The organism is Pseudomonas sp. E1BtOHC1, from assembly GCF_058744285.1.
Map to the genome: position 1 here is coordinate 4,111,902 of NZ_CP196023.1, position 23,082 is coordinate 4,134,983.

Below are 23,082 nucleotides of genomic sequence, written 5' to 3' on the forward strand. Positions count from 1 at the left end.
CTGCCATGTCCTCGATCCCCCCCTGCATATCTTCTGCCGATCGTTACTGGGTGCTGTTCGCCGTGTGTGCGGCGGGTTTGATCCTGCCCCTGGAGTACACCGGTCCGGCCATGGCACTGCCGGCCATCGAGCGTGCCCTGGGGGGCAGCCCTCTGGCCCTGGCCTGGGTCATCAACGCCTTCGCCCTGAGCTTTGGCAGCGTGGTGATGGTGGCCGGAACCCTGGCCGACCGTTATGGGCGCAAACGCATCTTTACCCTGGGCATGGCCAGCTTCACCCTGTTCTCGCTGGTGATCGGCTTCTCGCCCAATGTGCTGGTGCTGGACCTGTTGCGCGGCCTGCAGGGCATCGCCGCCGCCCTGGCCATGTCCGCCGGCGCGGCGTCCCTGGCCCAAGTGTTCGAAGGGCGGGCGCGGACCCAGGCCTTCAGTCTGCTGGGCAGCGCCTTTGGCCTGGGGCTGGCTTCGGGGCCAGTGATCGCCGGGGCCCTGGTACAAGGTCTGGGCTGGTGGGCGATCTTTCTCCTCGGGGCGCTGATCGGCATCGCGGTACTGATCCTTGGTGTACCGCGCATGCAGGAAAGCCGCGACCCACAGGCCGGCAGCCTGGACAAGCTCGGCAGCCTGACATTCAGCGCCTTCCTGGTGTTTCTCACCTTTGCCATCATGCAGATTCCCCAACACGGCCTGGGCAGCTTCGAGGTCGGGGGCCTGCTGGCCGGCGCGGTTCTCTGGTTAGGGGCCTTCATCCGGGTGGAGCAACGGCAGCGGCGACCGATGCTGGATCTGCGGCTGTTCGGCTATCGGCGCTTTGTCGGCATTCAGCTCCTGCCGGTGGCCACGGCCGCCTGCTTTATCGTGCTGTTGATCATCCTGCCGCTACGCCTGATCGGTGCCGAGGGCCTGAGTGAATGGCAGGCCGGGGTGCTGATGATTGCCCTGTCGGCACCGATGGCCATAGTGCCCTTCAGTGCGGCACTGCTGACGCGCTGGGTCAGCGCCGGCGCCCTTGCATGCCTGGGCCTGCTCATTGCCGCTGGCGGTCTGCTCTGGCTCAGTCAGGTGCCGGTGGGGCAGGCCGGGATGTCGATGATCTGGCCGCTGCTGGTGATCGGCATCGGCACAGGCCTGCCCTGGGGGCTTATGGACGATCTGGCCATCAGTCAGGTGCCGGTGGAGCGGGCCGGCATGGCCACCGGCATCTTCACCACCATGCGCGCCTGTGGCGAAGCCATCTGCGTGGCGGGCGGGCTGGCCTTGCTCAAGGCATTCCTGTGGCGCGAAATGGCCGATGGCGCCACGCTGGAAGCCATTGACGGCGTCCGCCTTGAGAGCGCCGCCAACGCCATGGTCATGGGCGATATGTCCGGCGTCCAGTCCCTCGCCCAGGGGCTGCCGAGGATGGAGCAACTCTACGGCAATGCCTTCGCCAGCCTGTTGCAGGTCCTGGCGGGCATCACCTTGCTTGCCGCGGTGTTCAGTGCCCTGGTACTGCGCCGGCCCCGGGCGGCGGACTGCCCGGTAGTGCCCTGAAGCCTGAATCAGCGCCCTTCATGCTGCTTGCGATAGGCCCCGGGTTGTAGGCCCACGGCCTTGGTGAAGGCCCGGGTGAACGCGGCGATGGACTGATAACCCACGCTCGCCGCCGCCTGCTCCACGGTCTGGTTGGCCTTGAGTAACTGGCAGGCGTGGCGCATGCGCAGGGCCAGCAGCACCTGCCCAGGGGACTGACCGGCCAGTTCATTGAAACGCTTGAAAAACGCCGAACGCGACAACCCGGTCAGGGCCGCCATGCTTTCCAGAGGCCAAGGCTGGCCGGGTTGCTGGATCAACTGCTCCAGCAGCGGGGCAAACCCCGGGTGGCGGGCCAGGGCCACCAGGCCGCCGAGGTCCTGGTTGGCGCTGACCTGCTGACGCAGCACATAGAGGAACAGCAGATGGCTGAGGCGCTCCAGCAAGGCCGAGGACGGTGCCGGGGTGCGTTGGCACTCGTCGAGGATCAGCTGGAACAGCGCACGGGCGGCGCTGAGGGACGGATCGCCGGCCCGCAGGATCAGCCAGCCCGGCAAGCCGTCGATGATCAGCGAAGACAATCCCGACTTGAAGTGGAAGAAGCCGCAGACCAGGCCCACGCCATCCTGGGCAGTGGCATCCAGGGCGCTCATGGTCATGCGCGGCAGTTGCTGCGCCGCTTCGCACTGTTGGGCGCTGGACAGTCGATAGCCCAGGTCCTGTAGTAGAAACACCGCATCCCCGGCGTCCAGGCGCAGCGCCTCGGGCACGCCATCGAGGTGCAGCCAGCAATGACCCTGGACGATCAGGTGGAAACTGGCCCGGGCCAGCCCCTGGGTGCTGGCGTGCCAGCCACCGCAGTAGCGCCCGACATGAAACAGGCTGGCGTCCAGTTCCAGGCCTTCTAATAACCAATCAACCAAGGGGCTTGATGAAATCATCTAAGGGAAACACTCAGGAGCAAGTAATCGCTACTTTAGAATATGGATCGGAATTCTTATAACCAACAGACTTGACGCACACCTACACAGCAGGAGTCCACTCCATGTCCCGCGTCACTCTACACACCTTGCACAGCGCCCCAGAAGCGGCTCGGCCATTTCTTGAAAATGCCCTGAAGAATTCCGGCTACATCCCCAACCTGCTGGGCATCCTGGCCAACGCCCCGGCGGCCCTGGAAACCTACGTCACGGTCTCGGGCCTCAATGCCAAGGCCGAGCTGAGCCTGGCGGAGCGGGAAGTGGTGCAGTTGATCGCCGCCACCACCCATGGCTGCGATTTCTGTGTCGCAGGTCATACCGCGGTCGCCCTGAACAAGGCCAGACTCCCGGACCCGGTGGTCAGCGCCCTGCGTGAACAGAGCACCTTGCCCGAGGCCCGCCTGGAAGCCCTGGCGGATTTCGCCCGGGAAGTGATCGCCACCCGGGGCAAGGTCAGCGACCCGGTTTATGCCCGGTTCAAGGCCGCAGGGTACAGCGAAGGCAACGCCCTGGAAGTGATCCTGGGCATCAGCCTGGCGACCCTGTGCAATTTTGCCAACGTGTTCGCCGGGACCGAACTGAACCCCGAGCTGGCCAAGTATCGCTGGTCCGCCCAAGGTCAATGATTCAAGGCGCCGGTTATCCAACGGCGCCCCTTCAAGGAGAAAACCACATGCTCAGTGCACACTTGAGTGAATGGCTGGATGCCCAGGCCCAGGCGCTGGACCAGGGTCACTGCGATCCCCAGCAGGTACTCGCCCGACTGGCCGGGGCCGATGTGCTGCGGGTCGGCATCGGCCAGGAGCAGGGGGGCAGCGGCGGTGAATTGACCGATGCCCTGGAAGTCATGGCCGCGGTGGCCAGTCACTCCCTGGCGGCCGCCTTTGTGTTCTGGGGCCAGCGGGCCTTTATCGAATACCTGCTGCACAGTCCCAACCAGGCGCTGCGTGAGCGCTTGCTGCCATCGCTGCTCAGTGGCGAGCTGGCCGGAGCCACCGGGCTGTCCAACGCCATGAAGTTCCTGTCCGGGATCGAGGCGCTGCAAGTCAAGGCCCGGGACCAGGGCCAGGGCTGGAGCCTCAACGGCCGCCTGCACTGGGTCACCAACCTGCGCAAGAGCGGTTTCGTGGTGGCGGCGGCCATCGAGCACGAGGAGGGCGGTGCGCCCTTTATTCTGGCGATTCCCGACGCCTTGCCAGGGCTGCAGCGCTCCGACGATCTGCAACTGATGGGCCTGCAGTCGAGCAACACTGCAGCCCTGGACTTGAGCCAGGTGCAGGTCCCGCGAGACTGGCTGCTGCACGAGGACGCCCGGGTATTCCTGCCGGCCGTGCGCCCGGCCTTTCTCGGTCTGCAATGTGCCCTGGCCATCGGCCTGGCGCGCCGGGCTCTTAGCGAAGTGCAAAACCATGTCCAGGGCGCCCGCTCGATCCTCATGGAGCCGTTGCACGAGCAGCGCCAGCACCTGGAACAGACCGTTGCCGAGCTCAAGAGCGGTCTGCTCGACGGGCGCTTCCTGACCCAGCCCGGAGCGCTGTTCCGGGTGCGCATCGCCTTGGCCGAGGCCACTGCCAACGCCGTGCAACTGGAGTTGCAGGCCAGTGGCGGCAAGGCCTACCTCAACGAATTCGGCAGCGGCTTTGCCCGGCGCTGGCGCGAGTCGGCCTTTGTGCCCATCGTCACGCCAAGCCTGGTGCAATTGCGTGCCGAACTGCAGCGCCAGGCGCGCAACGCAGCATGAGCCCGTTGTTGAACGCACAGAACATCAGCCTGGGCTATCCCGGGGCCGAGGGCTGGCACACGGTGCTGGAAGACTTCGAGCTGCAACTGCAAGCCGGCGAAGTGGTGTCGATCCTCGGCCCCAGCGGGGTCGGCAAGTCCAGCCTGTTGCGGGTCCTGGCCGGCCTGCAGCAGCCCCACAAGGGTCAGGTCAGCCTGTTGGGAGAAGTGCTCAGCGGACCTCACCCTCGGGTCGCGGTGGCCTTCCAGGACCCCAGTCTGTTGCCCTGGTTGACCCTGGAGCACAACGTCGCCTTCGGCCTGGATTTTGCTCGCCAGCCGCACCTGAGCCAAGGGCAGCGCCAGGCCCGTATCGACCACGCCATCAGCGCCGTTGGCCTGGACCACGCTCGTCGGCAGTATCCGGCCCAGCTCTCCGGCGGCATGGCCCAGCGCACCGCACTGGCCCGCTGCCTGGCCCGGCAGCCGCAAGTCTTGCTGTTGGACGAACCCTTCGGCGCCCTGGACGAGGTGACCCGGGCCGACATGCAGCAACTGCTGCTCAAGGTGATCGGCGAACAGCGCACGGCCGCGTTGCTGATCACCCACGACATCGACGAAGCCCTGCTGTTGTCCGATCGGGTGCTGCTACTGGGTAACAGCCCGGCGCGCACCCTCGGCCAGTGGCACATCGACCTGCCGGCGCCCCGTGCCGAGCGGATCGAGGAACTGGGCGCCCTGCGTATCGAGATTCTCAAAACCCTTCGGCGGGCGAGCCGCAATCCCCTTAATTCCCCATTGCCTGCACCGTCGGAGATTGACCATGTGCCTGGACGACTTCACTCACACGCGTCGTGACTTCCTCAAACTCAGCGCGCTGCTGACCGCCGGCGGCGCCTTGCCGCTGCTCAACAGCCTGCACGCCCGCGCCGCCCAGGAGCCGGATGCGCCGGTACGCATCGGCTACCTGCCGATCACCGACGCCACGCCCTTGCTGGTGGCCCATAACAACGGCCTGTTCGAGGCCGAGGGCATCCAGGCCGAACGCCCGGTGCTGCTGCGCAGCTGGGCCCAGGTAATCGAGGCGTTCATTTCCGGGCAGGTCAACGTGATCCACCTGCTGTCGCCGATGACCGTCTGGGCCCGCTACGGCAGCCGGGTGCCGGCCAAGGTGGTGGCCTGGAACCACGTCGGCGGTTCTGGCCTGACCGTGGCCCCGGGCATTACCGAGGTCAAGCAACTGGCGGGGCAGTCGGTGGCGATTCCGTTTTGGTACTCGATCCACAACGTGGTGGTGCAGCAACTGTTTCGCGACAACGGCCTGGTGCCGGTGAGCAAGGCCGCCGGCAGCACCCTGGGCGCCAACGAGGTCAACCTGCTGGTGCTGCCGCCCTCGGACATGCCTCCGGCCCTGGCCAGCAAACGCATTGCCGGCTACATCGTCGCCGAGCCCTTCAATGCCCTGGCCGAGGAACTCAAGGTCGGCCGGGTGCAGCGCTTCACCGGGGATGTCTGGCGCAACCACGCCTGCTGCGTGGTATTCATGCACGAGCACGACCTGAACAACCGCCCCGAGTGGTCGCAGAAAGTGGTCAACGCCATCGTCAAGGCCCAGCTCTGGACCCGGGATCACCGCGCCGAGGCGGCGCAACTGCTGTCCAAGGACGGCAGCAACCGCTACACGCCCCATGCGCCGCAAGTGCTCAAGCGGGTGCTGGCGCCGGCGGCCAGCGACCGCGAGGCCTACCTGGCCAGCGGCGCGATCCAGCACAGCCACTGGGACGAGTCGCGCATCGACTTCCAGCCGTATCCGTTCCCCAGCTATACCCAAGAGCTGGTCAAGCGCCTCAAGGACACCCTGATCGAGGGCGACAAGGGCTTTCTCGCCGGCCTCGACCCGGCGCACACCGCCCAGGATCTGGTGGACGAGCGCTTCGTGCGCAACGCCATTGCTTCAGTGGGCGGGCTCAAGGCCTTCGGCCTGGCGGAGAGTTTTGAGCGCAGCGAGGAGTTTGGTCTCTGATGGACAAGCAACCTTCGGCACTGAGTCACTGGGGCCTGGGCCTGGCGGGGCTGTCGAGCCTGTTGCTGGGCTGGTGGCTGGGGGTGCATCTGCTGGGCGGCGGCGACGGGCTCGCCGCACGCTTCTCACCCGAAGCGACCTTCGCCAGCCTGCTGGAGCTGCTGGGGCGCGCCGAGCTGTATGAACACATTGCAGTGAGCCTCAGGCGCATCCTCGTGGGCCTGCTCCTGGCCTTGCTGATCGGCGTGCCCCTGGGTCTGCTGGTGGGCAGCTACCGGCACCTGGAGGCGGCCACCACCCCGGCGTTCCAGTTCTTGCGGATGATTTCACCGCTGTCCTGGATGCCCGTGGTGGTGATGCTGATGGGGGTAGGGGACCAACCGATCTACTTCCTCCTGGCGTTCGCCGCCCTGTGGCCGATCCTGCTCAATACCGCGGCCGGTGTGCGCCAACTGGACCCGCGCTGGCTGCAACTGAGCCGCAGCCTCAGCGCCACCCGTTGGGAAACCCTGCGCAAGGTGATCTTGCCGGGCGTGGTGGGGCATGTGCTGACCGGGGTGCGACTGTCCATCGGCATCCTCTGGATCGTCCTGGTGCCCTGCGAAATGCTCGGTGTCAGCGCTGGCCTGGGCTACTTCATCCTCGACACCCGGGATCGCCTGGCCTACTCGGAACTGATGGCCATGGTGCTGCTGATCGGCGTCCTCGGATTTGCCCTCGACGCCTGCGCCCGCGCCCTGCACCGACGCTGGTCCCACGCCTGACCCCCCGTATTGCCGGCGCAACCCCGGCTCCCCTTGTAGGAGCCGGCTTGCCGGCGAAGAGGCCCGCAGCCTTGCACCGCTCTGGCCGACGCCTTCGCTGGCAAGCCAACTCCTACAGCTGTCAGATATACCCCGCAGGCCCGCCCCCCGTAGGAGCCGGCTTGCCGGCGAAGAGGCCCGCAAGCCTTGCACCAAAACGGCCGACGCCTTCGCTGGCAAGCCAGCTCCTACGGCGCCCACGTAATCGCGGCGTCAGCCCGACAATCAATGCCCGACCAATTCCTCCAGCAATTGCTCCTTGTAGCCTTGCAGCACCGCTGAGCTGCGGTCCCGCGGATGGGGCAGGTCGACCCGAATCTCATGCTTGATCCGCCCCGGGTGCGCGTCCATCACGATCACCCGATCCCCCAGGTACAGCGCTTCTTCAATGTCATGGGTGACCATGATCACCGTGCAGCGCTGCTGCACCCAGATCCGTTGCAGCTCATGCTGCAAACGCACCCGGGTCAAGGCATCCAGGGCTCCCAGGGGCTCATCCAGCAACAGCACCTTGGGCTGGTTGATCAAGGCACGGGCGATGGCGCCCCGTTGCGCCATGCCGCCGGACAGTTGATGGGGATAGGCCTGCTCGAAGCCTTGCAGGTTGACCAGGGCGATATGCTCGGCCACCCGCTGCTGTTTCTCGGCCTCGGACAGGGGGTGATTCTTCAGCGCCAGGGCAATGTTCTGGGTCAGGGTCATCCAGGGAAACAGTCGGTGATCCTGGAACACGATGCCGCGCTCCAGGCTGGTGCCGGTCACCGGCTTGCCGTCCAGGAGCATCTGGCCCTGGTAGTCGCCTTCCAGGCCGACGATCAGCCGCAGCAAGGTGGATTTGCCGCAGCCGCTGGCGCCGACAATGCTGATGAACTCACCGGGGCGCACGGCAAGGTCGATCCCTTGCAGCACCGGCAGGGACTGGCCCTGGATCTGGTAGCGCTTGCTCAAGCCGCGGATTTCAAGGGCGCCGGACTGTTGCTGGCGGCTTTGCAGTGGGGCGTGTTGGGCGATTGCATTCATGGGAGAGGCCTTAACGGGTTGGCCGCCAGCGCAGCAGGCGGCGGCTCAGAAGGGTCAGCAGCAGGGTCATCAGGTATCCGCACAGGCCGATGCACAGCACGCAGAGCACGATCACTTCCATGCGCGAGCCAGCCTCGGCATTCATCATCAGGTTGCCCAGGCCGGCGCCGGAGGACAGGAACAGTTCGCTGCCCACCGCCGTGACCCAGGCGAAGGCCAGGGCCTGCAGCAGGCCGGTGGCAATACTGGGCAGGGCCGCCGGCAGCAGGATATGCCGCAGCCGTTGCCAGGGTCCCAGCACCAGCACCTGGCCCACTTCGCGGTAGCGGATCTCCACCTGGCTGAAACCCTGGTAGGTGTTGAGCACCATCGGGTAGAAGGCCGCCAGGCTGACGATCAGCATCTTGGAGAACTCGCCGTTGCCGAACCACATGGCGATCAGTGGAATCCAGCCCAGCATCGGTACCTGGCGCAGGGCGTGAAACAGCGGCCCGACCAGGCGGTTGACCAGGGTCGACTGAGCCATCAGGGCGCCCAGCAGCACGCCCCACAGCGTGCCCAGCAGCAGGCCGCCACTGGCCCGTCCCAGACTGGCCAGCAGATTGACCAGCAACTCACCGTTGCCCAGCAGTTCCAGCAAGGCACTGCCGATGGTGGCGAGCGGCACAAAGGCATAGGCCCCGGCAGCGTCCTGGCGGGACAGGTACTCCCAGCCGCCGATCAGCAACAGGGGCAGCAACAGGCCGCGAAACTTGGCTATTAAAGAGGTCATGCGGGGGCTCCTAACGGGTCTGCCAGCGCAGCACACGCTGCTCCAGGCGGCGGAAGGAAAAGTCCAGGGCAAAGCCGATCACGCCGGTGACCAGAATCCCCACCATCACCACGTCGATGCGCAGCATCTGCCGGGCCATTTCGATCATCTGTCCCAGGCCGCTGTCGGCGGCCAGCAACTCGGTGGCCACCAGCACCACCCAGGCCCGGGTCAGGCTGATGCGCAGCCCGGTGATGATCGGCGGCGCCGCGGCGGGCAGGGCGATTTCACGCACCAGGGTCGGCCAGCGCAGGCGGTAGACCTCGGCCACCTCGAAGTAACTGCGGGGAATGGCCTTGACCCCCTCACTGGCGGCCAGGGCCACCGGGAAGAACGCGGTCTTGGCGACGATGACGATCTTGAAGGTTTCATCGATGCCCAGCAGCAGCACGAACATCGGGATCAGGGCGATGCTGGGGATCTGCCGCAGGGTATGGAACAGCGGCGCGCAATAGGCCTCGACGCTCTTGGACAGCGCCATCAACACCCCGAACACCAGGCCCCCGAGGGCCCCCAGGGCAAAGCCCAGGCCCAGGCGGGACAGGCTGTTGTGCAAGTGTTCCCACAGTTCGCCACTGGCTAGCAGCGCCTCGAAGGTCTGCAGCACCTGGGCCGGTGGCACTAGCAGATTGCGCGGAAAGATCCCGGCGTCGGCTACCAGGGTCCAGAGCAGCAACAGGGCCAGGGGCGAGATCAGCCAGGACAGGGAAATTAACGTGTAGCGCAAGGAATGAGCCATGGCAGGTCTTATATCGGCGAAGTACCCGATGCCTGTCGCAAGACCTGTGCCATCCCGCCTTTGTAGGAGCTGGCTTGCCAGCGAAAGCGTCGCCCCAGGCGCTGCATGGCTTGCGGGCCTCTTCGCCGGCAAGCAGGTTCCTACGGGGGAACTGCAGGGTCTATCTGACGGCTGTAGGAGCTGGCTTGCCAGCGAAGGCGTCCGTAAGGGCGATGCAGGTCTTGATTGTCTCTTCCCCGGCAAGCCGGTTCCTACATTGTGATGCCTGGGCAGCAGCCACTGCTGCCTGGGCAGCACCCCAGCAGCAGTCAGGTCTCAGAAGTCGTAACTGATGCTGGTGTAGTAGAACGCGCCCTGAGCCCCCTCGGGGCTGGTGATGGAGTATTTCGGCACGCCATACAACTGCGCCCCGGAGGCCTTGTCCGGGTGGGTATCGAACAGGTTGATGGCCCCCACGGACAGCTTCAGCGACTTGTCGAAGCTATAGGAAATGTCCAGGTCAGTGACCCATTGCGCACTGTAGGTCTGGTCCAGGGTCGGGTTGCTGGCATTGAGGCTTTTCCATTGCCCGTAGCGGCGCTGGGCCAGGGTCAGGCCCCAGCTGTCATACAGCCAGTTGGCGCTCAGGGTCAGCTTGTTCTTCGGTGTGCCGTCCTCGATCAGGCCCTGGGTGGTGCGACCGACAATCTGTGAGCCGGCGATGTTGCCCACGTCCCGCAGGGCGGTGATCCTGGTGTTGTTCTGGCTGTAACCGCTGGACAGGTTCAGACGCCCCCATTGCTGCAGGTCCAGTTGGTAGTTGCCGGTCAGCTCGACACCATCGGTGCGGGTGTCGGCGACGTTGGTGTAGAAGGCAGCGCTCTGGATGTTGGCGTAAGGGGTGCCGGCAAAGATCGGCGTAACCACCGAGGCCGGCAACTGGTCGGACAGGGTGATGCGGTTGTCGATGTTGATCCGGTACGCATCCAGGGTCACCGAAGCGTTGGCCAGGGGCCGCCAGACCAGGCCCAGGGAGTAGTTGGTGGACTCTTCGGGCTTGAGTGCCTTGCCCCCCAGCAGCTTGGCTTGCGGGCTGTCGGCGCGCAGGGTGCGTTGTTGCACTTCGACGTAGTTGCCGCTGCCCGACGGTTGCTCCACCACCTGCACGCTGAACGAGGACAGCCCACTCTGCACCAGGGACGGCGCTCGGTAGCCGGTACTGGCAGTGGCCCGAGCCGCGAGCTGCGGGGTGAAGTCGTAGCGCAGCGACAGCTTGCCGTTGGTGGTGTCGCCAAAATCCGAGTAGTGCTCGGTGCGCACCGCGACCCCGGCCTGGAACTTCTCGGTGATCTGGCCTTCGACGTCGATATAGGCGCCCCAGACCTTGCGCTCCAGAGAGGCGGCGTCGACCTGGGTGATGCCCGAGTAGTAGCCGGGAATGCGTCGGCCGGTGATCGGGTCGACGGTATTGAACAGCGGCCCGTTCTGCCAGCCTGCGGCCTCGCCGGCGCTGAGCTCATAGTTCTCCTGGCGCCAGGCCAGGCCCGCCGACAGGGTCAGGGGCTTGAACAGCAGGTCGGTGGGGAAGTCCCGCACCCAGTCCAGGGTCAGGTTGGTCTGGTCGGCCTCGCGCTTGCCGGTGTAGATCTTCGCCGGGCTGGCGTCGCCCCAGCTGGGGTTGATGGCGTTGCGGTCGGCGGACTTGAGGCTGTTGTCACCGTGGTTCAGCGCCAGATCGAACTTGCCCAGGCGTTCGTCCTCGTAGCGCAGGCCGCCGGTCAGGGCATAGTCCTCCAGCGCGTAGCGGGTGATCGGCAGGCGGCCGTCGGGGTAGCGTTGCAGGGCCGTGCTGCCGTAGTTGTTGCGCAAGGTGGTGGGCGGGTCGAAGAAGCCTTCGGCGTCGGTGTTCTTGTGGGAATAGGTGGCAAAACCGTAGGCGGTCAGGCCCTCGCTCAGGCCGAACTCGCTGTTGGCGGCAAAGTTGTACTGGTCCGAGACATTGCCCGCCCCCCAGCGCCAGGTGCGGTAGCGGTTGTTCTGCTCCCGGGGGGTGTTGGTGCTGGTGGAACCGGGATAGAAGATCCGGTTGTCGGGGTTGGTGTCACTGGCCGGGTCCTGGCTGCCGGCGTCGAAACTCAAAGTCAGGAAACCATCGTTGGGCAGGCTGAAGCCTTTCCAGCCGCTGAGCTTGCGTTGCAGGCCGTCGCCCTTGTCGTAGCCGCCGAAGCGATAGCCGATGCTGCCGCCGTCGTCCTTTTCCTTGAGCACGATATTGATCACCCCGGCGATGGCGTCGGAGCCGTATTGCGCCGCCGCGCCGTCGCGCAGGATCTCCACCCGCTCGATGGCACTCAGGGGGATCAGGCTCAAGTCCACCGCGGCGGCGCCCCGGCCGTTGACCAGGCTCTGGCGGGTGACGTTGGCGCTGGTGTGGCGGCGTTTGCCGTTGACCAGCACCAGCACCTGGTCCGACGCCAGGCCGCGCAGGGAGGCGCCCTGGGCGATGGAGCCGGCGAAGGCGCCCTGGGGCGACTGCGGGTAACTGAACGAAGGCGACAGGGCGGTGAGGGCACCGGACAGGTCACTGGCGCCGGTCTGCTGCAACTGCTGGGCGGACAGCACGTCCACCGGCGCGGCGCTTTGCAGCGCAGTAACGTCACTGCGGCGGGTGCCCAGGACCACTACGGTATCCAGGTGATCGGCGCTGGCGCCGGGGGCATTGCTTGAGGTCTGGGCAGCGAACGCGGGCACGGCAAGGCTGCCGACGACCAGCGCCACGGCGCCGGCCAACGGATTGCGATGGAACATCTGCGGATTCCTTCTGAAATGGATGACCCCAACCGGCCCGTGGGAGCTGGCTTGCCAGCGAAGGCGTCGTCATGGACGGCACAAGGCTTGCGGGCCTCTTCGCCGACAAGCCGGCTCCTGCACGGTGGGGGTGGGCGGTGGTTAGCGATACCGGCAGCCCGGAAATCAGGGTTCGGGTTGTCCGCCCCGGTAGGCGCTGGCTTGCCAGCGAAGGCGTCGTCATGGACGGCGCAAGGCTTGCGGGCCTTTTCGCCGGCAAGCCGGCTCCTGCACGGTGGGGGTGGGCGGTGGTTAGCGATACCGGCAGCCCGGAAATCAGGGTTCGGGGGCTCGCCGCGGGGCTCAGAAGCGGCTGGTGACACTCAGGCCCACGGTGCGCGGGTCGCCGTAGGTGATGACGTATTGCCCCAGGGTGCCGTTGGGCCGGCCATGGACCTGGTAGCGGCGGTCGGTGAGGTTGTTGACGAAGCCGGTGACGCTGAGCTTTTCATCCGGGCTGAACCAGGTCAGGCGGGTGTTGGCCAGGGTGTAGTGGGGCTGGCTCAGGGTCTTGTCGGCGCTGCTCTGGCGGTCGGCGAGGAAGTATTCCTTGTCACGGAAACTCAGGTCGCCGCCGGCCACCAGCTTGCCGCCGATTTCCAGGGGAATGGTGTAGTCGGCCCCCAGGGACACCACGTTGCGCGGCGAGCGCACGAAGCTGTTGCCGCTGTAGTCGCCGGTGACCGCGCCGGTGTTGGGGTTGGTGTTCTTGAAGTCGGTGTATTCGGTATCCAGGAACGAGATCGCCGCCCGCAAGTGCAGGTAGTCGGTGGGCTGGCCTTCGAGCTCCAGCTCGGCGCCCTTGACCTTGCCCTTGGCGCCGTTGGTCAGGGCGGTGGTGAGCACGCCGTTGTTGACCGTCAACAGGTTCACCTGGATGTCCGAGTAGTCGTAGTAGAAGACGTTGGCGTTGGCCGTCAGGCGGTGGTTGAACCATTCCGACTTGAGGCCGATTTCGTAGGCATCGAGTTTCTCCGGGTCCACCGTGGTCAATTGCGCCAGGCTGGTGGAGAGCCCGGTATTGAAGCCCCCGGAACGGAAGCCGTGGGCGTAGCGGAAGAACACCCGGACGTTGTCGTTGATCCGGTATTCCGGGGTCAGATCGTAGGTCCAGGCTTCCCAGGTCTTGCTCTCGTCGCGGCTGCCGTTGCTGCCGGCGGCGCCCAGGGGAATCAGCGGGCCGTTGGCCGTGGCCCGGGTGAGTTGGGTCAGGTCCAGGTCGATGTCTTTCTTTTCCTGGGTCCAGCGCAGGCCGCCGGTCACGGTGAAATCGTCGGTGAAGTCGTAGGTCAGGTTGCCGAACAGCGCGTAGCTGTCGGTGCTGTGCTGGTAGTTGAGGTCGCGAAAGTCGGTGGCGCCGCCGGTCTGGTTGGAACCGGTGCCGTTGGGCGTGGGCCCCGGGGTGATGAGGCGCTTGGCCGAGCTGTCCAGGTCTTCATGGAAGTAGTGCACCCCTGCCAGCCAGCGCAGGGTTTCCTGCTGTGGCGAGGCCAGGCGCAGTTCCTGAGAGTACTGGTTGTAGCGGTTGTCGCTGATGGCCGCACCGTTGACCTCGTAGGGGGTGTAGTCGGCATCGCTGGTGGACTGCCCGCGAATGTAATCGTAGGCGCTGATGGAGGTCAGGGTGTAGTCCCCCAGGCGCCAGTTCAGGGTCAGGGAGGTACCGTCGTGATCAAGCTTGGCGTCCTCGTTGACGTTGAGGGCGATATTGCGCCCGTTGGGCCGTTGATAGCCGACGTTGTAGTAGCGGCCCACCGGCAGCGAGCCGTTGCTGCCGTCGCCCTTGTATTCCCGGGCGTGGATCTTCAGCAGGGCGTCCAGGTCCGGGTTGAGCTTGGCCAGGAACTGCAGGCGCACGGCTTTCTTGTCGACGTCGCCGTAGCTGTGGTCATCGGTGAGGTTCTTCTGGAAGCCGTCACGCTCTTCCGAATACAGCGACAGCCGCGCCGCCAGCCGGTCATCCACCAGGGCGCCGCCGATGGCGCCATTGAGGATGCGTTCGCTCTTGCTGCCGATGCCCAGGGTGCCGTAGCCGTCGGTGTCGAAGGTCGGCTTCTTGGATATCACGTTGACCGCACCGGCGGTGGTGTTCTTGCCGTACAGGGTGCCCTGGGGGCCGCGCAGAATCTCGATGCGCTCCAGGTCGAACAGCGGCCCGCCGCCGGCGATCGGCGCGTTGAGGTAGACGTCATCGGCGTAGATGCCCACCGGGAACACCGTGGCCGCCCCGGTATCACCGGTGCCCAGGCCGCGGATGTACCAGCGCGGGCGGCCGTCGCCGTCGGGGTTCTTGGCCGAGGCATTGGGGATGAAGGTGGTGATGTCCCCCATATTGCGTACCCCGTCGGTCACCAGGCTGGTGCCCTGGACTGCCGACACCGCCACCGGAACCTCTTGCAGGGTTTCCTCCCGGTGCTGGGCCGTGACGGTCACCGTCTTCAAGGCGGGTTCGGTGCTGTTCCTGGTGGTGTCGGTGTCGGTGGTTTCAGCGGCCAGCAACCCCTGGCTGAATGTGCCTCCAGTGAGGGCCAGTGCCAGCCATAGACTCTTGGTGATCGGATTAAGCGTATGCATGTTGAACTCCCCCATTTAAAGTTTCGCTAAGAGGGCTAGAGCAGAGATCGTGCCAAGAGGCTTAGAGGGTTTTTTGGGTAAGTGTTAGTTTGATCAAGATATTGAAAAATAACGATTATTTATAATTTTATGGAATGTTCTGGAAGGGTGTTTGGCGGGGCTGAAGCGTTGCGATGCAAAGGTGTAAAACAGTCTGCGCAGGATTCAGCAGAAGTTGCTTGGCTGGTGCTGCTGGAGCAGCACCGATTGCTCGCTCGACTGTTGCCACACCAGCAACGACCGCGACCCTACGGGGGGACGCGGTGCATCTGCTTGTGTAGGAGCCGGCTTGCCGGCGAAGAGGCCCGTGAGACATGCATTGCCTGAGCCGACGCCTTCGCTGGCAAGCCAGCTCCTACGGGGGGCGCGCGGTGCATCTGCTTGTGTAGGAGCCGGCTTGCCGGCGAAGAGGCCCGTGAGACATGCATTGCCTGAGCCGACGCCTTCGCTGGCAAGCCAGCTCCTACGGGGGGGCGTGGTGCATCTGTTTGTGTAGGAGCCGGCTTGCCGGCGAAGAGGCCCGTGAGACATGCATCGCCTAAGCCGACGCCTTCGCTGGCAAGCCAGCTCCTACGCAGAGCGTGGTGCCGTGGTTGTGTGCAGGTCCCCCGTCAGTTCGTGCGGGGGAGTGGGGCGGGGTTACACCGCCACTCGAGATGTGGAACCGATGACCGTCTCCAGCACGCTGAAGTCGATCCATTCGCGCACGTCGAAACGCCGGGGAATGAATTGCCAGCGGTGCAGGAAATCGGTGAAGTCCTGCAGGGCTTCGATGGAGCGGGCATCCAGGGTGGTGCGCAGGCGCCGGTGGGCGTCCTCGCCATAGGCTGCTGCCACCCAGTATTCGCTGGTGTTCAGTTCCCGGGCCAGAAAGCGCCGGGTTTCTTCGGGATTGGCCCAGGCCCACTGTTCGGTGCGCAGCACGGTGTCGACGATTTTCACGCTGGCATCGAAGTGCTCGCGCAGCAGGTGGGTGTCCACGGTCAGGGTCCGTGGCGTGCCGTTGTTGGAACGGATCAGCGGATCGGGGTGGGAGCCGGTGTCCACCACCACTTGCAGGCCGAACTCATTGGCCAGGTGCACGGCGTGGGCGCCCTTGAGGAAGATCGCATCGATGTCGCCCCGCAGCAGGCCGATCAGTTCGTTGTTGCGCCGGCTGAAGCGGGTCACCCCGAGGCTGACTTCGGAGCCGTACAGGTGTTGTTTCTGCTCATCGCTGTAGGTGCCGCCGTAGGGGTAATCCACTAGTTCGACGTCGCTGACCGCCAGGCCTTCAAGCTTGAGGGCGTTCTCCAGCCCGCGCAGGGCCTGGGCGCGGGTGAAGTCAATCTGCACGTTGGCCCATTTCGGCAGGCCGAAACGCCGGTTCTTCAGGTCGCGGATGCTCTTCACGCCGCTTTCCGCGGTGGTCAGGATCAACTGCACCTCGTCGCTCCAGGACAGCCCCAGGACCCGGGTCTGCACGCCGCTGGAATAGGCCCAGATGGCCGGGATGTTGCCGCCGTGGCGCACCGAGTTCTGCAGGTGGTGGTCGTAGTGAGCCTCGCGCACCTCGCGTTCGCTGGATTCGCGCAGGGACTGGATATTGGTGCCAAAGGGCAGGAAGGCTTGCGCCAGTCGCCCGGACTGCACCGCGATGCCGAGCCCGGTGGGCACCGGGCTGTGGGTGTACCAGAGGGTATCGAGTGGTTTGCTCATAAGGGTCTTCAGTTCGAATCCATGAAACCTGGCGCGGTCAGCCGGCCAGAGCGGTAGGGGTGGCCAGCAACGCATCCAGCGGCCGGCGGTCGATCCATTGGCGCACGTCGACCTGTTGCGGGATGAAGCGCCAGCGCCGCAGGAAGGCGCTGAAGTCCTGCAAGGCGTCGATGGCCTGTTCGTCGAGGCCGGTGCGCAAGCGCAGATGGGCGTCATCGCCATAGGCGGCGCTGACCCAGTACTCGCTGCTGTTGGTTTCCCGGGCCAGGTAGCGGCGGGCGTCTTCCGGGTGCCTGTGGGCCCAGTCTTCGGCCCGCAGCACCGCGCCGAGAATGCCCCTGGCGACGTCGAAGTGCTGCTCCAGCAGATGACTGTCCACCGTCAGGGTACGGGGCGTGCCGTTGTTGCAGCGGATCAGCGGGTCGGGGTGGGCGCCCGTGTCGATCAAAGTGCGCAGGCCGAATTCATGGGCATGACGGGCGGCGCTGGCACCCTTGAGAAAGATTGCATCGACCTCGCCGCGCAACAGGCCCTGCAGTTCCAGGTTGCGGCCGCTGGCGGGCTGGACGCTGACCGGGGTGTCAGCCAGGGTTTGCACCAGCGGGTCGCTGAAGGTACCGCCGTAGCGGTAGTTCACCAGTTGCAGGTCGCCCACTTGCAGGCCGTCCAGGCTCAGGGCATTTTCCAGGCCGCGCAGGGCCTGGGCGCGGGTGAAGTCGATCTGCGCGGCGGCCCAGTCGGGCAAGCCGAAACGCCGGCCCTTGAGCTCCTTGATGCTGTGAATGCCGCTGTCGGCGCGGGTCAGGATCAATTGCACCTCGTCGGCCCAGGACAGGCCGATCAGCCGGGTTTCCCGGCCCTGGGCCCGGGCCCACAGGGCCGGGATGCTGCCGCCGTGGCGCACCGAGTTGCGCAGGCTGTGGTCGAAGTGGGATTCACGCACGGCCTGGTCGAGGGACTCGCGCAGCGACTGCACCTGGGTGCCCAGGGCGCCGAGGCTGTCCTGCAGCCAGCCTTGCTGCACGGCGATGCCCAGGCCCGTGGGGACCGGGCAGCGGGTGTACCAGAGGGTATCCAGAGGATGAGACATGAACGGGCTCCTTAAGGCGTCAGGCACGCGCCTGCAAGGGCGTCGCCTGGGCGACGGGGCGTTGATGCACCAGGGGCAGCACTTCCTGGCCGATGCGCAGGGCTTCTTCCAGATGCGGGTTGCCGGCCAGGATGAAGGTGGAGAAACCGGCGTCGCGGTACTCCACCAGGCGCTCGGCGATGTTCTGGTGGCTGCCCACCAGGCCCACGGTAGGGCCGGGCTTGGCCTTGGCGAAGCCGGCCCAGAGGTTGGGGCCGAGGATCAGGTCATCGAAGCGATCGATGTTCTGGTGATAGGCGGTCTGCCGGGCGCCGCCCACGGAATCGGAGCCGCTGGTGAAGTTCTTGGCAATCAGGCTGCTCTTGCCTTCGAGCTTGTCGAACTGCCGGCGCAGATCGGCCCAGGCCTGCTCCTCGGTCTCCCGGGCGAACAGATCGACCCGCAGGCCGAAGCGCACCGTGCGCCCTTGCTTGTCCGCCAGCTCACGGACCCGCTCGATATGCGGTTTGAGCTGGTCGATGGGCTCGGCCCAGTTGAGGTAGACGTCGGCATGCTTGGCCGCCACATCCAGGGCCGCGTCGGAGAAACCGGAAAAATACACCCCGGGCTTGCGTTCATGTTGCAGGCCCGGGGGCAGGGCGCCGTTCTCCAGTTGATAGATATCGCCGTCGTAGGAGAAGCGCTCGTTCTCCCACAGGCCCTGGATGATGTCGAGGAACTCGCCGGTGCGCTGGTAGCGCCGGTCGTGCTCCAGGTAGTCGCCATTGGCTCGCTGACTGACCGGATTGCCGCCGGTGATGATGTTCCAGTCCAGGCGGCCGTGGCTGAGGTTCTGCAGGATCGCCGCCTGCTGGGCGGCATAGGCCGGCAGGGTCCAGGTGGCCTGGAAGGCGATCAGAAACTTGATGCGTCGGGTTTCCCGGGCCAGAGCGGCGGCGGCGATCCACGGCTCGGGTCCGGTGGGCAGCAACGCGCCCTCGAAGCCTGCGAGCTCGGCGGCCTTGGCCACCTGAGCGATGTAGTCGATGTAGGTGAAACCGTCGGCCTCGCCATTGGGCAAGCGCCCGGGGGCGATATGCCCGGGACGGTGCTGGGGATTGCCGCGATTGTGTTTGTCGGTGCTCAACTGCGGACCGTCGGTGCCCAGCGGCAGGCGCCAGAAAAATTCAGTGCTCATGGGTGCTCCTGATTCAGTAACGCGTTGCGCCGCGCGGGTGCGAAGACGCCTGTCAGGGGTGATTGCAACGGCCATGCCATGGACCGCAGAGGCCGCAGGCGTGGGGTTTGAGGGGCTATTCAGGATGTGCTGGCGACAGCGAGTGCTGCTGTAGCAGCACCCCGTCAGCAGCGGTTGCTGAGCGCGCAACAGATACGCCGCCCCCCATATCAACGCTGCCCGTGTAGGAGCCGGCTTGCCGGCGAAGAGGCCCTTGAGCCCTGTGCTGTCCTTGCGGACGCCTTCGCTGGCAAGCCAGCGCCTACGGCTGGCGCAAGATCGGCGTCGTCCTTATGGGTGGTCAGGCCGGGGCGGTCTCGGCGCTGCGCAGGTAGGCCTGATACAGCGCGGCGTAGGCGCCGTCGCGTTGTATCAGTTGCCGGTGCGGTCCCTGTTCCACCAGCCGGCCATGACGGATCACGGCAATCCGGTCGGCGTCGCGGATGGTCGCCAGGCGGTGGGCGATGATGATCGCCGTGCGCCCCTGGCACAGCCGGCGCAATGCCTGCTGGATACGCCGCTCGGTATGGATGTCCACCGCCGAGGTGGCTTCGTCCAGCACCAGCACCGCCGGGTTGGCCAGGTAGGCGCGCACCAGGCACACCAGCTGGCGCTGGCCATGGCTCAAATGCCCGCCCAGGGGCCCGACTTCGCTGTGGTACTGGTGGGGCAGGCGCTCCAGCACTTCATCGGCCCCCAGTTCCCGGGCGGCCGCGATCAGGGTCGAGTCATCGGCGTCGGGAGCCGCCAGGCGCAGGTTGTCGAGAATGCTGCCACTGAACAGCACATTGTCCTGCAGCACCACGCCCACGGCCCGGCGCAGGTCATGCTGGGCCAATTGCCGGATGTCCACGCCGTCGAGCTTCACGGCACCGCCTTGCACGTCGTAGAAGCGCGTCAGCAGTTGCACCAGGGTGCTTTTGCCGTGACCCGAGGGGCCAACGAGCGCCAGCACTTCCCCGGCCTCGATCTTCAGGTCCAGGTTGTGGATCACTGGCGTGGGGCTGTTGGGGTCATAGGCGAAGCGCACCTGTTCGAAGCTGACGTCGCCCCGTGGACGCGGCAACGGCTGTGGCTTGTGCGGGTCGAGGACCTGGGGCCGGGTATCGAGCAGCAGGAAGATCCGCTGGGCCGAGGCCGAGCCGGTGGCGTAGCGCTCGAACAGGTCGGACAGCTCCTGCAAGGGGCCGAGAAACAGAAACACGTAGAACAGGCTTTCCGCCACCTGGCCCACGCTGACTTCGGCGCTGGCCAGGCCGAAGGCGCCCACCAGCAACAGCGCGGCCATGCCGGCTGAGCTGAGCAGGGCAGTGAACGGGGCGAACCAGCTGGAGCGCAGGCTGCCGCGAATCAGCGCCTGATTGAAGTCCTGCAGCAGGCCGCGATAGCGCTGCAAGTTGCGCCCTTGCTGCCCACATTGCTGGAGCATGCGCGCGCCGCTGACGCTTTCCACCAGGTGCGCGGTGAAACGGCTGCGGTTCTCCGCGACCTTGGCCCAGTTGCGTTGGGAGATGCGCTTGAATCCCCAGGTCGCCACTGCCAGCAGCGGCACCGTGGCCGCCAGGCTGAGGAAGAATCGCGGGTCGATGCGCCACAGCATCACCGAGGCCAGCCCGCAGCGCAGCAGGGCACCCAACAGCTCCGGTGGCCCCTGGATCAACAGCGGCTCCAGGCTGTCGACGTCGCGGTCGGCGCGGGAAATGATCCGCCCGGCACGAGTCTGGTCGAAGTAGCTGATGCTCAGGGCCTGGACATGGGCGAAGACCTTGATCCGCAGGTCGTTGAGCACCCGGATCGCCGCGCTGCCGGCGACGAACTGTGACAGCCCGGCGAGGACAAAGCGCCCCAGCCAACTGGCTGCCAGCCCCAGTCCCAGCCACAGCAGCAGCGACTCGTCCAGCAGCCAGTGCCCCTGGTCGAGCACCAACCCATGGTCCAGCAGTTCACGGACGAACCAGGGCCGCAGAAAGACGGTGAACACCAGCAGCAGCTCGATGCCGATCACCGTCAGGATGGCCCCGCGAATCGGTCGCAGCAGGGGCAGCAGGCGGGAAAACATGCTGCGGTCCAGGGCCTGCCTGGCGAGCATTTCTTCTATTTCGATGTCGCTCAGGGCCTTGCCGGCGATTGGGTTAGCCATGGTCGATTCCCAGCAGATCGCGGTAGTGCGCGTTGGAGTTCAAAAGGTCGGCGTGACGGCCGCTGGCGCTGATGCGCCCGTCCTGGAGCAGCAGTACCCGGTCCGCCAGGAGAATGGTCGAGAGCTTGCTGGAGATCACCAGCAGAGTGGTGGCCCGGCCCTGGTCCCAGCGTAGCTGGCGGATGTTGTGCAACACCTGGCGTTCGCTGATGGCGTCCAGGGCGCTGGTGGCATCGTCCAGGCAGAGGATGTCCGGCTCGCCGAGCAGGGCCCGGGCCAGGCTCAGGCGCTGGCGCTGGCCGCCGGACAGGGTCACCCCGCGATCGCCGAGTCGGCTGTCCAGGCCTCGGGGCAGGCGTTCGAGTACATCTTCGGCAGCCGCCAGGGCCAGGCCTTGGCGCAGTTGCTGATCACTGGCGCCGGGGGCTGTCAGGCGCAGGTTGGCGGCCAGGGTGTCGGAAAACAGGAAGCTTTCCTGGGGCACCACATGCACCCGGCGCCGCAGTTGGTCCAGGTCCAGGTCGCGCACGTCCTGCCAGCCGCTCTGTTCGCAACCCAGCAGCAGGCGGCCTGTGCCGACTTCCGTGAGGCGCGGCAGGAGGCTGGCCAGCAGGCTCTTGCCGGTGCCGGTGGCGCCGACCAGGGCGACGATCTCGCCGGGCTGCAGGGTCAGGGAACAGTGCTCGAGAATCTTGCGGCCGCCGCCCGGAGCGCTGACGCTGACTTCTTCCAGCTTCAGCCCCAGGGGCGTGTGTGGCAGCAGGGCCGTGCCGCTGCGAATGCCGGCCGGCTCATCCAGCAGGTGCCAGATGCGTTCGGCGCTGGAGCGGGCGTCGGCGAAGGTCTGCATCACTCGGCCAATGCCTTCGATGCGAAACACCAGGGTGGTGACGATCAACAGGGCGCTGACCAGCTCGCCGATCCCCAGTAGCGCGGCGGCCACCTGATGGGCGCCGTACACCAGCACCCACACATGGCTGAGGGCGACCACCGCCTGGGGCAGAGGAATCCGCGAACTGGAATAGGCCAGGGCCCGGCGTGCCTGTTCGGCGAACAGCGCGACCTGGGCGGCGAAGCCCTGGGTACGGCTGTGCTCCAGGGCGAAGGACTTGATCACCCGCACGCCGCCGATGCCTTCGCTGAGGTCCTGGTTGACCCGGTCGTAGGCCGCACCCACGGCGCGGTCGAGGCTCACCAGATGCTCGGTCTGGCGCACGAAGATCCACAGCCCGCAGGCCGTCAGCAGCAGCGGCACCACGCCGAGCCAGGGGCTGTACCAGCTCAGCAGGCCGACAGTGGCCAGCACCACCAGGGGCGTCTCCACCACTTGGCGCCAGAAGCTGATCAGGGCATCGCGGACCTTGTCCGCATCGCGGGTGGTCCGGGTGATCATCTCGCCCATGCCGTGCTGCCAGTGGTAGCCCAGGTGCAAGCCCTGGACCTGCTGCAGGATGCGTTCGCGCAGGCGGGTCAACAGCTCCTGGCTGAGCACCAGGGACAAGACGCTGGCGGCGTACTGCAATACGCCACGGCCCAGGGCCACCGCCAGCATCAGCCACAACCAGTACCAACCGAGGCGGGCATCCAGACTGCCGTCCGCCAGACGCTGCACCGCGCGTCCGGCGCTGACATCGTTGATGGCATGGCCGATCAGCCACTGCTGCCAGACCAGCCCCAGATTGACCGCGATATAGAGCAGCGCCACCAGAGCGAAGCGCCAGGGCATTTCCCGGTAGATCGCCAAGGCGCGCAAGAGAGGGTGTTTTTTGATCATGCAGGGCTCATTCAAAAAAGTCGGACACTCCCCGTAGGAGCCGGCTTGCCGGCGAAGAGGCCATCGAGCCTTGTGCCGGTCTTGCGAACGCCTTCGCTGGCAAGCCAGCTCCTACGGTG

At 65.9% G+C, this 23,082-nt stretch carries 17 protein-coding genes; 6 read left to right on the plus strand and 11 right to left on the minus strand.

Annotated features, from left to right (window positions below):
- Positions 1-5: 5 nt before the first annotated feature.
- The gene (locus ACSSVC_RS18635; RefSeq protein WP_492611149.1) at positions 6-1,532 is read left to right on the plus strand and encodes an MFS transporter; all 1,527 of its coding nucleotides are present in this window, start codon (positions 6-8) and stop codon (positions 1,530-1,532) included.
- 8 nt (positions 1,533-1,540) lie between these two features.
- Here ACSSVC_RS18635 and ACSSVC_RS18640 read toward each other — a convergent pair whose 3' ends face one another.
- Positions 1,541-2,452 (minus strand): cupin domain-containing protein, encoded by a 912-nt coding sequence (locus ACSSVC_RS18640; RefSeq protein WP_492611150.1) that lies wholly within the window; start codon positions 2,450-2,452, stop codon positions 1,541-1,543.
- A gap of 104 nt (positions 2,453-2,556) precedes the next feature.
- Between ACSSVC_RS18640 and ACSSVC_RS18645 the strand changes: the two genes are divergently transcribed.
- From ACSSVC_RS18645 to ACSSVC_RS18665, 5 genes are read left to right on the plus strand one after another with little or no spacing between them, the layout of a single operon-like run.
- The gene (locus ACSSVC_RS18645; RefSeq protein WP_346632891.1) at positions 2,557-3,117 is read left to right on the plus strand and encodes a carboxymuconolactone decarboxylase family protein; all 561 of its coding nucleotides are present in this window, start codon (positions 2,557-2,559) and stop codon (positions 3,115-3,117) included.
- A 47-nt stretch (positions 3,118-3,164) separates the two neighbouring features.
- Positions 3,165-4,232, plus strand: coding sequence for an acyl-CoA dehydrogenase family protein (locus ACSSVC_RS18650; protein ID WP_404939815.1), 1,068 nt, complete (start codon positions 3,165-3,167; stop codon positions 4,230-4,232).
- Positions 4,229-5,068 (plus strand): ABC transporter ATP-binding protein, encoded by an 840-nt coding sequence (locus ACSSVC_RS18655; RefSeq protein WP_492611151.1) that lies wholly within the window; start codon positions 4,229-4,231, stop codon positions 5,066-5,068. The genes ACSSVC_RS18650 and ACSSVC_RS18655 overlap by 4 nt, the downstream gene beginning before the upstream one ends.
- Entirely contained in the window at positions 5,034-6,233 is a 1,200-nt protein-coding gene (locus ACSSVC_RS18660; RefSeq protein WP_346632894.1) for an ABC transporter substrate-binding protein, read from the plus strand. Before ACSSVC_RS18655 ends, ACSSVC_RS18660 begins: the two co-directional genes overlap by 35 nt.
- Complete coding sequence (locus ACSSVC_RS18665) at positions 6,233-6,997, plus strand: ABC transporter permease (protein WP_492611152.1); 765 nt, start codon at positions 6,233-6,235, stop codon at positions 6,995-6,997. Before ACSSVC_RS18660 ends, ACSSVC_RS18665 begins: the two co-directional genes overlap by 1 nt.
- 264 nt (positions 6,998-7,261) lie before the next feature.
- Here ACSSVC_RS18665 and ACSSVC_RS18670 read toward each other — a convergent pair whose 3' ends face one another.
- From ACSSVC_RS18670 to ACSSVC_RS18715, 10 genes are all read right to left on the minus strand, one after another.
- Entirely contained in the window at positions 7,262-8,056 is a 795-nt protein-coding gene (locus ACSSVC_RS18670) for an ABC transporter ATP-binding protein (RefSeq protein ID WP_346632896.1), read from the minus strand.
- A gap of 10 nt (positions 8,057-8,066) precedes the next feature.
- A complete protein-coding gene (locus tag ACSSVC_RS18675; RefSeq protein WP_346632897.1) occupies positions 8,067-8,828 on the minus strand; it encodes an ABC transporter permease in 762 nt (253 codons plus the stop codon).
- A 10-nt stretch (positions 8,829-8,838) separates the two neighbouring features.
- The gene (locus tag ACSSVC_RS18680) at positions 8,839-9,606 is read right to left on the minus strand and encodes an ABC transporter permease (RefSeq protein ID WP_492611153.1); all 768 of its coding nucleotides are present in this window, start codon (positions 9,604-9,606) and stop codon (positions 8,839-8,841) included.
- Positions 9,607-9,921: 315 nt separating this feature from the next.
- Positions 9,922-12,393 (minus strand): TonB-dependent receptor plug domain-containing protein, encoded by a 2,472-nt coding sequence (locus ACSSVC_RS18685; RefSeq protein WP_492611154.1) that lies wholly within the window; start codon positions 12,391-12,393, stop codon positions 9,922-9,924.
- A gap of 342 nt (positions 12,394-12,735) precedes the next feature.
- Positions 12,736-15,006, minus strand: a complete 2,271-nt coding sequence (locus ACSSVC_RS18690) for a TonB-dependent receptor (protein WP_346632900.1) — start codon at positions 15,004-15,006, stop codon at positions 12,736-12,738.
- Positions 15,007-15,684: 678 nt separating this feature from the next.
- On the minus strand, positions 15,685-16,743 hold the full coding sequence (locus tag ACSSVC_RS18695; protein ID WP_123727342.1) for an ABC transporter substrate-binding protein: 1,059 nt from the start codon (positions 16,741-16,743) through the stop codon (positions 15,685-15,687).
- 37 nt (positions 16,744-16,780) lie between these two features.
- Positions 16,781-17,833, minus strand: coding sequence for an ABC transporter substrate-binding protein (locus tag ACSSVC_RS18700; protein ID WP_492611155.1), 1,053 nt, complete (start codon positions 17,831-17,833; stop codon positions 16,781-16,783).
- A gap of 19 nt (positions 17,834-17,852) precedes the next feature.
- A complete protein-coding gene (locus ACSSVC_RS18705; protein WP_123727344.1) occupies positions 17,853-19,010 on the minus strand; it encodes an LLM class flavin-dependent oxidoreductase in 1,158 nt (385 codons plus the stop codon).
- Positions 19,011-19,350: 340 nt separating this feature from the next.
- The gene (locus tag ACSSVC_RS18710) at positions 19,351-21,189 is read right to left on the minus strand and encodes an ABC transporter ATP-binding protein (RefSeq protein ID WP_492611156.1); all 1,839 of its coding nucleotides are present in this window, start codon (positions 21,187-21,189) and stop codon (positions 19,351-19,353) included.
- Positions 21,182-22,963 carry an ABC transporter ATP-binding protein gene (locus ACSSVC_RS18715; RefSeq protein WP_492611157.1) on the minus strand — a complete coding sequence of 594 codons (1,782 nt, stop codon included), beginning with the start codon at positions 22,961-22,963 and terminating at the stop codon, positions 21,182-21,184. Before ACSSVC_RS18715 ends, ACSSVC_RS18710 begins: the two co-directional genes overlap by 8 nt.
- Positions 22,964-23,082: the final 119 nt, after the last annotated feature.